Source organism: Ruegeria sp. BG3 (genome assembly GCF_056538485.1).
In genome coordinates, this window is the sequence record NZ_JBQFTE010000011.1 from 121,723 (window position 1) to 134,667 (window position 12,945).

Annotated in this window: 11 protein-coding genes; 4 read left to right on the top strand and 7 right to left on the bottom strand. The window is 58.5% G+C overall.

Annotated features, from left to right (window positions below):
- Positions 1-118 precede the first annotated feature (118 nt).
- Positions 119-1,066 carry an AraC family transcriptional regulator gene (locus tag ACR0AI_RS17705; protein WP_480676125.1) on the top strand — a complete coding sequence of 316 codons (948 nt, stop codon included), beginning with the start codon at positions 119-121 and terminating at the stop codon, positions 1,064-1,066.
- A gap of 196 nt (positions 1,067-1,262) precedes the next feature.
- On the opposite strand, the gene ACR0AI_RS17710 is transcribed toward ACR0AI_RS17705, so the two are convergent.
- Positions 1,263-3,545 (bottom strand): adenosylcobalamin-dependent ribonucleoside-diphosphate reductase, encoded by a 2,283-nt coding sequence (locus ACR0AI_RS17710; RefSeq protein ID WP_480675964.1) that lies wholly within the window; start codon positions 3,543-3,545, stop codon positions 1,263-1,265.
- 134 nt (positions 3,546-3,679) lie between these two features.
- Between ACR0AI_RS17710 and ACR0AI_RS17715 the strand changes: the two genes are divergently transcribed.
- Positions 3,680-4,111, top strand: a complete 432-nt coding sequence (locus ACR0AI_RS17715) for a DUF1489 family protein (protein WP_480675966.1) — start codon at positions 3,680-3,682, stop codon at positions 4,109-4,111.
- Here the strand turns inward: ACR0AI_RS17715 and hisG are convergent, their stop codons facing one another.
- From hisG to hisS, 3 genes are read right to left on the bottom strand one after another with little or no spacing between them, the layout of a single operon-like run.
- Entirely contained in the window at positions 4,112-4,801 is a 690-nt protein-coding gene (gene hisG, locus ACR0AI_RS17720; RefSeq protein ID WP_480675968.1) for an ATP phosphoribosyltransferase, read from the bottom strand. It lies immediately after the preceding gene.
- Entirely contained in the window at positions 4,798-5,886 is a 1,089-nt protein-coding gene (locus tag ACR0AI_RS17725) for an ATP phosphoribosyltransferase regulatory subunit (protein ID WP_480675970.1), read from the bottom strand. The genes hisG and ACR0AI_RS17725 overlap by 4 nt, the downstream gene beginning before the upstream one ends.
- A 3-nt stretch (positions 5,887-5,889) precedes the next feature.
- Positions 5,890-7,377, bottom strand: a complete 1,488-nt coding sequence (hisS, locus tag ACR0AI_RS17730) for a histidine--tRNA ligase (protein WP_480675972.1) — start codon at positions 7,375-7,377, stop codon at positions 5,890-5,892.
- A 125-nt stretch (positions 7,378-7,502) separates the two neighbouring features.
- On the opposite strand from hisS, the gene ACR0AI_RS17735 reads away from it, so the two are divergent.
- A complete protein-coding gene (locus ACR0AI_RS17735) occupies positions 7,503-7,697 on the top strand; it encodes a SlyX family protein (RefSeq protein ID WP_480675974.1) in 195 nt (64 codons plus the stop codon).
- 132 nt (positions 7,698-7,829) lie between these two features.
- A complete protein-coding gene (locus ACR0AI_RS17740; RefSeq protein ID WP_480675976.1) occupies positions 7,830-8,588 on the top strand; it encodes an SDR family NAD(P)-dependent oxidoreductase in 759 nt (252 codons plus the stop codon).
- A gap of 50 nt (positions 8,589-8,638) precedes the next feature.
- Here the strand turns inward: ACR0AI_RS17740 and ACR0AI_RS17745 are convergent, their stop codons facing one another.
- The 3 genes from ACR0AI_RS17745 to dnaE form a co-directional block, all read right to left on the bottom strand.
- Positions 8,639-9,007, bottom strand: coding sequence for a hypothetical protein (locus ACR0AI_RS17745; protein ID WP_480675978.1), 369 nt, complete (start codon positions 9,005-9,007; stop codon positions 8,639-8,641).
- Between the two features lie 5 nt (positions 9,008-9,012).
- Positions 9,013-9,225, bottom strand: coding sequence for a YMGG-like glycine zipper-containing protein (locus ACR0AI_RS17750; RefSeq protein WP_419738497.1), 213 nt, complete (start codon positions 9,223-9,225; stop codon positions 9,013-9,015).
- A gap of 83 nt (positions 9,226-9,308) precedes the next feature.
- A complete protein-coding gene (gene dnaE / locus ACR0AI_RS17755; RefSeq protein WP_480675980.1) occupies positions 9,309-12,809 on the bottom strand; it encodes a DNA polymerase III subunit alpha in 3,501 nt (1,166 codons plus the stop codon).
- Positions 12,810-12,945 lie beyond the last annotated feature (136 nt).

Genomic DNA, 12,945 nt, shown 5'->3' on the forward strand with positions numbered 1-12,945 from the left:
TGTTCGAATGTGACTGCAAAAATGGCCACTGATCACAGCATTTGATCCTGAAAGGGTTACGAGATTGCCGTTCAACTCCACCTCTCAAGAGCATAGCGAAGGGTTCATTCGCCTCGCATTGGCGGCTCCGTTTCTGCAGTATCTCACCGACCGCGAGATCGATCCGCAACCCGCTTTGGATCAGGTCGGCTTGAAGCCCGAACTGTTGTCTGACCCTTCTGTCTATGTCCACTCAGAGCTGGTTTACGGTCTGCTAAATGCCTTCTCAGAAGTGTCAGGCGACCGATACCTTGGCCTGAATGTAGGAGAGACTTTTGACCTGCAGGAATGGCCTCCGTTCGCTCAGGCGCTGCAATCAACAAACTCGCTGTTCGAGTTTTTTACCCGCTTTGTTGGGCTTGTCCCGCAGGAATCCAATTCGGTGCGGCACAGCCTTGTCATCGAAGCAGACAAAGCAACCTATCGCATCGAGAGGCAACAGGAACCCGCTGTCCCACCCATTCAAGTGACGGGATTTGGTGCAGCAATCTATGTACGGCTCCTGGAGACTGTCGTCGGTGAGTCCTGGAATTCTTCGCGTGTGCGATGGGAAAGCCGATACATCAATGGCCTACCTATCGACTACAAAGGTATCGAGGTTGGCTTGGGACCCGATCCCGGAATGCAAATCAGTTTTCCTGTGGAATGGTTGTTTCTGCGCCATGCCTCCGAGGGTCATGCGAGACCCATAGCCTCAGCTCGACAAAACGAAGAAGTAACGGTGGTGGCCGCTTTGCGATCCGTCTTACGCGACAAACTGGATGAAACCGATCTGGGACCAGATGTTGTGGCCGGACTACTGGGAATACAGCCGGAACGGTTTCTGAAAGCGCTTCAACAACAAGGCACAACACTCCCCCGCGAAATCAAAAGGCTGCGTGTCGATGTCGCCAAAGAGCACCTCAGAGATGACAAGATGACAATTGCTGAGATCGGTCTACTCCTTGGCTACTCAGACAAGTCCCATTTCACGCGCTTTTTCCGTGGTCAAACCGGAATGACACCAACAAAGTTCCGAAGCAAGTAAATGCGTTCGAGACGAGGGGGTACATAGAAGTTGAGGCACTCACAGGATCAATTGGGAGAAGTCGTAGAGCGACATTGAACATTATTTTCAACGACTTGAAACCTGCCCGCAGTCTGTTTCGGAGACTTGCCCTTGGACGAAACCACAAAACGTTCAAGGGATTAGTGTTACAACAAACAGGTTTCGCGCCCTAACCTCAGCCACATTTCGAGTGACCGCAGCTTCTGCACGTCATGCAGCCTTCTATCATCACCATGTCATACTGCCCACAGGACGGGCATGCCTTGCCGCGCGGTGCATCCATGTTGACGACCTGCGCTTGCGGGTCCGACTTCAGCCCCATCCCCTCACCCTCGAGGAAGCCGATATTGACCATGTGCTGCTCGATCACCCCGCCAATTGCTGCCAGGATCGAGGGGATGTACTTGCCCTTCACCCAAGCTCCACCGCGCGGATCGAACACGGCCTTGAGCTCTTCGACCACGAACGACACATCTCCACCCCGCCGGAAAACGGCCGAGATCATGCGAGTCAGCGCCAGCGTCCAGGCGTAGTGCTCCATGTTCTTCGAATTGATGAACACCTCGAACGGACGGCGGCGGCCCCCGATGACAATATCGTTGATCGTCAGATAGATCGCATGCTCACTGTCGGGCCATTTCAGCTTGTAGGTCGACCCTTCAAGCGACTGCGGGCGGTCCAGCGGCTCGGACATGTAGACGACGTCACCGCCATCGACCTCATGCGGTGCAGCCGCGCTTTCACCCGGCGCCGTGTCTGCACTTTCCGATACGGTCAGAACCGAGCCGGTCACATCATTGGGGCGATAGGTCGTACAGCCTTTGCAGCCCTGATCCCAGGCCTGCATATAGACATCCTTGAAGGCATTAAAACTGATATCTTCAGGGCAGTTGATCGTTTTCGAAATCGAACTGTCGATCCATTTCTGCGCCGCGGCCTGCATCTTGACGTGATCCGACGGAGACAGCGTCTGCGCGTTCACGAAAAACTCCGGCAGGTCCTTGTCGCCAAACTTGTCGCGCCACATCTGCACGGCATAGTCCACCACCTCTTCTTCGGTGCGCGAGCCATCCTTCTGCAACACCTTACGCGTATAGGCATAGGCAAAGACCGGCTCGATCCCCGACGACACGTTCCCAGCATAGAGAGAGATCGTGCCCGTCGGCGCGATCGAAGTCAGCAAAGCGTTGCGGATCCCATGCCTGCGGATTTCATCGCGCACATCGTCATCCATCTGCTGCATCGTGCCGCTGGCAAGGAACTTCTCGGCATCGAACAGGGGAAACGCCCCCTTCTCCTTCGCCAATTGCACCGAGGCCAGATACGCGGCGCGGGCGATCGCGTGCAACCAGCGTTCGGTTTGACGCGCCGCCTCGTCAGAGCCATAGCGCAGGCCCAACATCAACAGCGCATCCGCCAGACCTGTTACACCCAGCCCGATGCGGCGCTTGGCCTGCGCCTCGGCCTCCTGCTCGGGCAGAGGGAACTTCGACGCGTCCACCACATTGTCCATCATGCGCACAGCAGTGGCGACCAGCTCTTTCAAAGCATCCTCGTCCAGATGCGCCGCGTCTTCGAAAGGCTCAGCCACCAACCGGGCCAGATTGATCGAGCCCAACAGGCACGCGCCATAAGGTGGCAGAGGTTGCTCGCCACAGGGGTTGGTTGCGGCAATCGTTTCGACATAGCTCAGGTTGTTGGCCGCGTTGATGCGGTCGATGAAGATCACGCCCGGCTCGGCATAGTCATAGGTCGCCTGCATGATCTTGTTCCACAGGTCCCGCGCTTGAACGGTGTGATAGACCTTGCCACCGAACACCAGCTCCCACGGGCCGTCGGCCTTGACGGCCTCCATGAACGGGTCAGTAACCAGCACCGACATGTTAAACATGCGCAGACGCGCCGGGTCAGACTTGGCAGTGATGAACTGTTCGATATCCGGGTGATCGCAGCGCATCGTCGCCATCATCGCGCCCCTGCGCGAGCCTGCGGACATGATCGTGCGGCACATTGCGTCCCAGACATCCATGAACGACAAAGGCCCCGATGCATCCGCAGCGACCCCTTTCACATCCGCCCCGCGGGGACGGATGGTCGAGAAATCATAGCCGATCCCCCCACCCTGCTGCATGGTCAGCGCGGCCTCTTTCAGCATATCGAAAATGCCGCCCATGCTGTCGGGCACGGTGCCCATGACGAAGCAGTTGAACAGGGTCACCTGCCGCGCGGTGCCCGCGCCTGCGGTGATGCGTCCAGCGGGCAGGTATTTGAAATCCTCCAGCGCGACGTAGAACTTTTCTTCCCAATGCGTCGGGTCAGCCTCAACCCGCGCCAGATCGCGCGCGATACGTCGCCAGCTGTCCTCGACCGTCTGGTCGATAGGCGTGCCATCCGCCTTTTTAAAGCGGTATTTCATGTCCCAGATCTGCTCGGCGATGGGGGCGGCAAAGCGGCTCATTGGTGATTCCTATTCAGCTGCGAGGCATACAAGATAGACCAAATTGGTCACCTAGCGCTACTATGACTTGATGCAATAGGCCGTTAACCCTACCTTCTTAACCAATTCCTTTGGGGCGACTCTGTGGGTAAACTGTGGATAAATTCGTAAACCTAGTCAAACTTTCGGTCGGGTCTGAAAGCGTCGACACGCTAGTGGCGTGGCAGGACAGCCGCAAGCCGCTCTACGCGGATGGCTGCCCGCGCCACGTGACGCGCATGTGGCCCAAGCGCGAGGCCGAGATCCTGAACGGAGGTTCGATCTATTGGGTGATCAAAGGCGTAATCCAATGCCGCCAGCGCATCCTGCGCCTTGATGAGGTACGCGGTGAGGACGGCATCCGCCGCTGCGCCATTGTTCTCGACCCCGAAGTGCATCGCACCCAGAACGCGTTGAAACGCCCCTTTCAGGGCTGGCGCTATCTGAAACCCGAAGACACCCCAGCCGATCTTCCAAAATCGCGCGAGCAGGACGATGCCCTGCCTGAGGATCTGAACCGCGCTCTGGCCGAAATCGGCATATTGTAGTCAGCGCAGGCGATCCAAAAGCTCGGACAAAACCGTCTTGTCCCCCGCCTCGTAACACGCCACACGGCTGCGCCACAAGGTTGCCTGCGACTGCAGGATCAACCCGTCCGAGAGGATCTTCAGGTGATTGGCCCGCAGGGTTTCACCTGTCGAGGTGATATCTGCAACAGCCTCGGCGGTTTCGTTGATCACGGTGCCTTCAGTCGCGCCCTGGCTGTCGACCAGAGCATAGTCAGCCACCCCGGCATCGGTCAGAAACTCACGCACCAAACGGTGGTACTTGGTCGCAATCCGCAGCCGGTGACCATGTGTTCTGCGGAACGCAGCCGCCGCTGCATCCAGATCATCCAGCGTATCCACGTCGACCCAGCAGGCAGGCGTGGCGATGATCAGGTCAGCCTTGCCAAATCCAAGCGCGGCAACCTCTTCAACCTGCTGTTCCCAGCGCGGCAGCTTTTCCTGCACAAGGTCAACGCCCGTAACGCCAAGGTGGATACGACCTGCTGCCAGCTCACGCGGGATTTCTCCCGCCGACAGCAGGATCAGCGAGACATTCTCGATCCCCTCAACCTTGCCCGCATATTCCCGGTCCGATCCACTGCGCGACAGAGTGATGCCGCGCTTTTCGAACCACGAGAAAGTCTTCTCCATCAACCGGCCCTTCGAGGGCACACCCAGTTTCAGGCTCATTGTGCGTCCTCCTCGATCTCGAGCATCAGGTCGGGGCGGATGACGCCGCCAACAGCCGGAATTTCTTCGCCATTGCCCAACTGCCGGGTCAGCGCATCATAGCGCCCGCCAGTCGCGATCGGAGGCAGATCAGGGCGGCCTTCGGCGTAGAAGCCAAAGACGAACCCGTCGTAATACTCCATCGAGGTCCGGCCATACGCAGCCTCAAAATCCAACCGTTCAACATCCACACCCCGCGCCTGCATCGCTGCGATCCGGGCTTCAAGCCGATCAAGCGCTTGCGTGATCTGCGGCAGGTCGACCGCCACATCGCGCAGCTGTTCTAGCGCAAATGGCATCGTCTCGCGCACATTCAACAGCGTCTCCAACCCGGCCAGTTCGTTGTCTGAGATGGGCGGCGTGTCGCGATCTTCACGTAAAGCTTCGATCCGCGCCTCGATCTCGGAGGCACGACGCTTACCGATCATCGGAATGTCGTTGTCCAAAGGATCTGCGGCATTCAGCAACGCGTCTCGGCCTTCGGGGCCGGGTTTGCGGCCGGCAAACCGATCCAGAAGAATACGGAACCGGCGGGGGCGCCACAGATGTCGCATCAGTGCGGTCTTGCGACGCTCGGTCGTGCGAAGGCCCCCGACAGCTGCGGTCAGAATTCCGATATCCCCGGTCGCCGCCCGCAGAGGCAGGCCCCGCAACTGCAACGCAAACAGCGAAAACACCTCGGCATCCGCGCCGGATGGGTCGTCGCGATCAAAGACCTCATAGCCCACTTGGATATATTCATTCGACCGGTCCGGGTCATGCTCCTGACGGCGAAAGACCTCTCCGGAATATGTATAGCGCGCGGGTTCTGCGCCGTCGCTCATGTGCATCTGCACCACCGGCAGAGTGAAATCCGGGCGCAGCATCTGCTCTCCCCGCAGGGCGTCAGACGTGACATAAGCACGCCCGCGGATGTCTTCACCATAGAGATCCAGCAGTGTCTCGGCCGGTTGAAGCAGAGGCGTATCGACCACTTGCGCGCCTGCGGCCTCGAACCGGACGCGCATCATCGCGGCGCGGGCCTGTATCTGGGAACGGTTGGCCATGGCTCAGTCCTGACTGTCCAGAATTTCACGCACTTTTGCGACCAGACCACCGCGCGGCACTTCGAACTGGCTGGGGCGTTCTTTCCATTCCTCCAGCGTGGCACTTTCGGCGATTTTGGCGCCAAGGATCAGGTCTTTGATCTGAACGATGCCATTCGTCTTTTCGTCACCACCCTCGATCACTGCGATGGGAGAGTTCCGCTTGTCCGCATATTTCAGCTGATTGCCGAAGTTCTTCGGATTGCCCAAGTAGACTTCGGCCCGAATGCCGGCATTCCGCAGCTCAGCCACCATCGCCTGATAATCGGCCATACGGTCGCGATCCATAACGGTGACGACCACAGGCCCTGTCGCCTGCGCGCTGAGACGACCCTTTTCGCGCAAAGCGGCCAGCAGACGGTCGACGCCGATCGACACACCCGTTGCAGGCACCTCCTGCCCGGTGAAGCGCTTGACCAGATCGTCATAGCGCCCGCCACCCGAGACCGAACCGAACTGCCGCTTGCGGCCTTTCTCGTCGAAAATCTCAAAGGTCAGTTCGGCTTCATAAACCGGGCCGGTGTAATAACCGAGACCGCGTACTACCGACGGGTCGATCTCGATCCGGTCCGAACTGTAGCCGCCCGCACCCAGCAGCGAACCGATCTGTTCCAGTTCAGCAATGCCGTCTGCACCGATCTTGCTTTCGCCCACGGCCGCACGCAGGTTCGCGAGCGTTCCGGCGGTATCCGCTGCTTTGGAGGTCAGGAAGGCAAGCACCGGCTCGGCCTGATCATCGCTCAGCCCTACACCGTCGATAAACGCACCAGATGCATCCAGACGGCCCTTGGTCAGCAGCTCTCGGACACCGGCCTCACCGACCTTGTCAAACTTGTCGATGGTGCGCAGAACGTTGTCGCGGGCGGCGGCGTCTTCGCCCAGCCCCATTGCCTCAAGCACACCGTTCAGAACCTTGCGGTTGTTGACGCGCACCAGATAGTCGCCGCGCGGAATGCCGACGGTCTCCAGTGTGTCCGACAGCATCGCACAGATCTCGGCATCCGCAGCCATCGACGCCGTGCCAACCGTATCCGCATCGCACTGATAGAATTGACGATACCGCCCCGGCCCCGGCTTTTCGTTGCGCCAGACCGGACCCATCGCATAGCGGCGATAGGGCGTCGGCAGGTCGTTGCGGTGCTGCGCGTAGACCCGGGCCAAAGGCGCGGTCAGGTCATAGCGCAGGGCCATCCAGTCACCAGTGCCACCCTCATCAAACTCCTGCCATGCAAAGACACCCTCGTTCGGGCGATCCACGTCGGGCAGGAACTTGCCCAGCGCCTCGACGGTCTCGACCGCGCTGCTTTCTAAAGCGTCGAACCCATACCGATGATACACGCCCGCAATCGTCCGCAGCATCTCGGTGCGCTGCGTGACTTCCTCGCCGAAATAGTCACGGAACCCTTTCGGCGTTACGGCCTTGGGGCGGGGCTGTTTCTTGGGCTTGGCCATCGGGGGCGTCCTTCACGGGTCATGTTCCGCGCGCGGTCTATCCCATGGCCCGCATCGGGGCAAGGCGCGCTTTCGCTGGTCTTGGCTTTGCAGGCCCGCTATGACCGTCCCTGAAGGAGATCCCAATGCAGCATCTGGAAGAACAGATCGCCCATCTGACCCGCACGGTCGAAGAGTTGAACACCGTCGTCACACGCCAGCAATCCGAGATCGACCGCCTGATCCGCCGCGTCGAAATGCTGCTGCAGCGCGAGGCCGAACGGGCGCAGGAAGGCTCGGGCGGGGTTGCGTTCGGAGACGAGCGCCCGCCGCATTATTGAGACAGATTTCGATGTTGCTGCCTGCTTTTCTGGTTCTTGCTGGTCACGCCCTATACTAATCACAGGGTTACCTTTCGAAATCTTGTTGGTAGGCTAATACTTTAACATCAGTTCACTGGCAGGAGACGTTCTATGGCCGACAAACTTGCTCTTGTCACAGGTGCCGCGCGTGGCATCGGGCTGGCGACAACAAAACTGTTTCTGCAAAACGGTTGGAACGTTGCGATGATCGATCGTGACTCTGAGGCGCTTTCACTTGCCGCAAAGGATCTAGACGGTGCGGTGGCGTTCGTCGCGGACGTTTCGGGTCAGAACCAGGTTGATGACGTGGTCAAGGCCGTTCTCACCGAATTCGATCGCATTGATGCCGTTGTGAACAACGCGGGTGTCGCAGATTTCGGACCAATTGAGGAACACGATTTCGCAGTGTGGCGTAAGGTTATGGAAACCAACCTTGATGGCGTGTTTCTTGTATCCCAGGCGACTATACCTGCCTTGCGCAAAAGCCGTGGCGCAATCGTCAACATCGCATCGATTTCGGGGCTGAGGGCGAGCACACTTCGTATAGCATACGGAACGTCGAAGGCGGGTGTCATCCACCTGACCAAGCAACAAGCCGCCGAACTAGGAGAATTCGGTATACGCGCCAATTGTGTGTGTCCTGGCCCGGTCCGGACCAAACTTGCGATGGCAGTCCACTCGCCCGAAATCATCGCCGCCTATCATGACGCTATCCCACTGAACCGATACGGTTCGGAGGATGAGATCGCGCAGGTGATTTATTTCCTTTGTTCGGACAAAGCCAGCTACGTAACGGGTCAGGTGATCGCGTCCGATGGCGGGTTTGAAAGCACTGGCGTGGGTTTGCCGGCTCTACGATCAAGCAACTGAAATTCGGCCACGATTTGCCCGCGTCGGGACGCAATACAGGATAATTGCGTTCACAACCCCAGCGACGATTTCACCGCGTTGTCGACAACCCCTCCCAGAAGGGCGTTTTTATCCGCAGCACAGCCCTCGGACAGAGCGGCAATGAACGCTTCGCGCAGTTGTGCTTTGTCTTCGTCTGTGGCGGCGTGGTCCTCGATATTGATCTGACGATTGTAGAGAGACAGAGCCGTCATCTTGCCCACGACCTCGACCACAAAGGCCTCATCCCCGTCCGCCTCTTCAGCGATTGAGGCACAGGTGTAGTGCATAACAGGCAGGGCATCCAGCACCATCTGTTCGGCGGCTTCGTCGGCAAAAGTACAGACCGGAGCCACCAAAAGTGATGCCAAGACTAAAGGCTTTAGAGTTTTGATCCGCATCACAATCACTTCCAGTTATGTCCAATAATCGCACCGGCCACACCGCCGATTGCCGCGCCCTTGCCGTCACCGATCAAGGCCCCAACCCCGGCGCCGATCAACGCACCTTCGATTGTCTGTTTCTTCTTTTTGTCATCTGCAAATGCCGCAGTCGCCACGGAAAGCGAAATCGCCCCCGCCAATACCAGCGCTTTGGAGCCCATAGCTGAAAGTGCCAAACCCTAACCCTCCTGTTTCATTCGTCACAGAATGTGCGGATTCAGCCTAGCCGGGTGACATCGCTGTGGCAACAAAACCGGGATCAGACCTCTTCTACTGACAGAACGCCGTCCAGCGATTTAATTGCGCCTTTGATCTGCGGGTTGATCGGGAAGTCCTGCCCCAGATCCATCTCGACATCGCCCGGCAAGCCCGGGTCCATCAGGCACAGCTGAATCGGCCCCTTGGCAGCCCCCTTCGCAGCGCTGGCGGCATCCACCAGCACGCTTGCCACTGTGGGCAGCACCTGCGGCTGATCGACGAATATACGCAGGCCGGTTGCGCCCGCCTCGGCCACCACCGAATCTACCGGACCAACCGAACGACCTAGCAGTTTCAGCTGATCTGCCTCCATCGTCGCTTCGGCGGTCAAAACAACCTGCGCGCCGGTCTCAAGATATTCGCGCGATTTCTCCAACGTTTCCGAGAATAGCGTGACCTCATACGCTCCAGTCGGATCTGAGAGCTGCGCAAAAGCAAAGCGGTTGCCGCGGGCCGATTTCCGTTCCTGCCGGCCGGCAACAACCCCGGCCATCTTCGCGATCAGAGGGCCAGAGCGGGCTTTTTCCGTCACCTCATCCAAGGTCAACACCTGCTTGCGTTTCAGCGCAGGCATGTAGTCGTCCAGCGGGTGGCCCGACAGGTAGAAACCGATGGCTTTGAACTCTTCGCTCAGGCGTTCGGCAGGCAGCCAATCCGGCGTCGGCGAAAGGCGCGGTTCGGGTAGGTCGTCCCCCGCCTCGCCAAACAATGACACTTGGTTCGAGTTCTTCTGTTCGTGGATCGCCGCCGAATACTGCACAAGCGGATCGAGGCTTTCGAACACGCGGCGGCGGTTCTTGTCCAACTCGTCAAAGGCCCCGGCCCGTGCCAGCATCTCCAACGGGCGCTTACCGACCTTTTTCAGATCAACCCGGCGGGCGAAGTCGAACAGGTTGACGAAGGGTTTGTCGCCCCGACCATCAACCACAAGGCTCATCGCCTCGACGCCGACGTTTTTCAACGCGCCCAGCGCATAGACAAGATGCCCATTGTCCACATCAAATGTGGCCTGAGAGCGGTTTACACAAGGCGGGATGTAAGGCAGGTCCAACCCCTTGCGGACCTCTTCGAAATAGACAGCCAGCTTGTCCGTCAGGTGGATATCGCAGTTCATGACGCCTGCCATGAACTCAACAGGGTGGTTCGCCTTCAGCCAGCCGGTCTGATAGCTGACCACCGCATAGGCGGCCGCGTGAGATTTGTTGAAGCCGTAGTTGGCGAATTTCTCCAGCAGGTCGAACACCTCGGAGGCTTTTTTGGCATCCACACCATTTTCCGCCGCGCCCTTTTCGAATTTCGGGCGTTCGGCATCCATCGCCTCTTTGATCTTCTTACCCATCGCGCGGCGCAGCAGGTCAGCGCCGCCAAGGGAATACCCAGCCATCACCTGAGCAATCTGCATCACCTGTTCCTGGTAAACGATGATGCCCTGCGTTTCCTCAAGGATATAGTCGATCAGCGGATGCACGGATTCGATTTTCCGCAGCCCGTTCTTGACCTCACAATAGGTCGGAATGTTCTCCATCGGACCGGGGCGATAAAGCGCCACGAGGGCCACGATATCCTCGATACAGGTCGGCTTCATGCGCTTGAGCGCGTCCATCATACCCGAGGATTCCACCTGGAACACCGCTACCGTCTTAGCTGCGGAATAGAGCTTGTATGTCGCCTCATCATCCAGCGGGATGGCGTTGATCTGGTTCTCGGCCCCTTCAGCCGGTTCATAGAGCTCGGTCCCGTCCGCCGCGATATGCAGAGGCCGCCCTGATTTGAAGATCAGATCCATCGCGTTCTGGATCACGGTCAGCGTTTTCAGGCCGAGAAAGTCGAACTTCACCAGCCCGGCCTGTTCCACCCATTTCATATTGAATTGGGTCGCAGGCATATCGGAGCGCGGATCCTGATAGAGCGGCACCAGTGCGTCCAAAGGCCGGTCGCCGATCACAACCCCCGCCGCGTGGGTCGAGGCGTTCCGCAACAGCCCTTCGACTTGCTGGCCGTAGTTCAGCAACCGCTCCACAACCTCTTCATTCCGCGCCTCTTCGCGCAGGCGCGGTTCGTCCTTCAGGGCCTTTTCGATCGAGACAGGCTTCACTCCCTCGACCGGGATCATCTTGGACAGCCGGTCGACCTGCCCATAGGGCATCTGCAGCACCCGCCCGATATCGCGCACGGCAGCTTTCGACAGCAGCGCACCAAAGGTGATGATCTGCCCCACCTTATCGCGCCCATATTTCTGCTGAACGTAACGGATCACTTCTTCCCGGCGATCCATACAGAAGTCGATATCGAAATCCGGCATCGAGACCCGCTCGGGGTTCAGGAACCGTTCGAACAGCAAACTGTAGCGCAACGGGTCAAGGTCGGTGATCGTCAACGCATAGGCCACCAGAGATCCCGCACCCGAGCCCCGCCCCGGCCCCACCGGAATGTCATGATCCTTGGACCACTGAATAAAGTCCGCAACGATCAGGAAGTAGCCGGGGAATCCCATGCCTTCGATGATCCCAAGCTCAAAATCCAGACGTTCCTGATATTCCTCGGGCGTCACCGCATGAGGGATCACGGCCAGACGTTTCTGCAAACCCTCATTCGCAATTCGGCGCAGTTCGGCCACTTCATCATCGGCAAACTTGGGCAGGATCGGATCACGACGATAGGCCATAAAGGCGCAACGGCGGGCGATCTCGACCGTGTTCTCGATGGCCTCCGGCAAATCTGCAAACAGGGTCACCATTTCCTGCTGCGACTTGAAATAATGCTGCGCGGTCAGACGGCGGCGACCGGCTTGCTGATCGACATAGGCCCCCTCGGCGATACAGATCAGCGCATCATGGGCCTCATACATATCCGAGGTTGGAAAATAGACGTCATTGGTAGCGACCAGAGGCAGGTTCTTGGCATAGGCTATCTCGACATGACCACGCTCGGTCAGGCGCTCGGCCTCAGGCTGGCCGTCCTCGCCCGGATGGCGTTGCAGTTCGATATACAAACGATCCGGGAACATCCCCGCCAACCGGTCGACAAGAGCCTCAGCCGCCGGGCGCTGACCTTGCTGCAGCAACATTCCCACTGGGCCTTCTGGTCCACCAGTCAGACAGATCAGACCCTCCGACCGATCCGCCAGCTCCTCCAAAGTGACCTGCGGCAACTGCCCGCCCTTGTCCACATAGAGACAGGAACTGAGCTTCATGAGGTTCTCATATCCAACCTCGGACTGCGCCAGCAGCACCAGAGGTGCAGGCGCTTTCGGCTTCTCACCAGGTTGTGGCTGCACATAGGTTAGATCGACCTGACACCCCATGATCGGCTGAATCCCGGCCCCGCTGGCTGTGACTGAAAACTCCAGCGCCGAGAACATCGAGTTGGTGTCGGTCACCGCAACGGCGGGCATCTCCGCCTTCTCGCAAAGACCGGGCAGCTTTTTCAGCCGCACCGCGCCTTCCAGCAGGGAATATTCAGTGTGAACGCGGAGGTGAATGAATCGAGGAGTACTGCTCATACCCCGCACGCTATCCCAGTCAGCAGCGACGAAAAAGCGGGAACCGACTCTGTTGACTGCTTAAAAAATCAGCAGCGATTATTCTGATTTTTTAGAAGGTGCTTCGGGTCAGACTCAGCACCGCTTCAAAAATGGT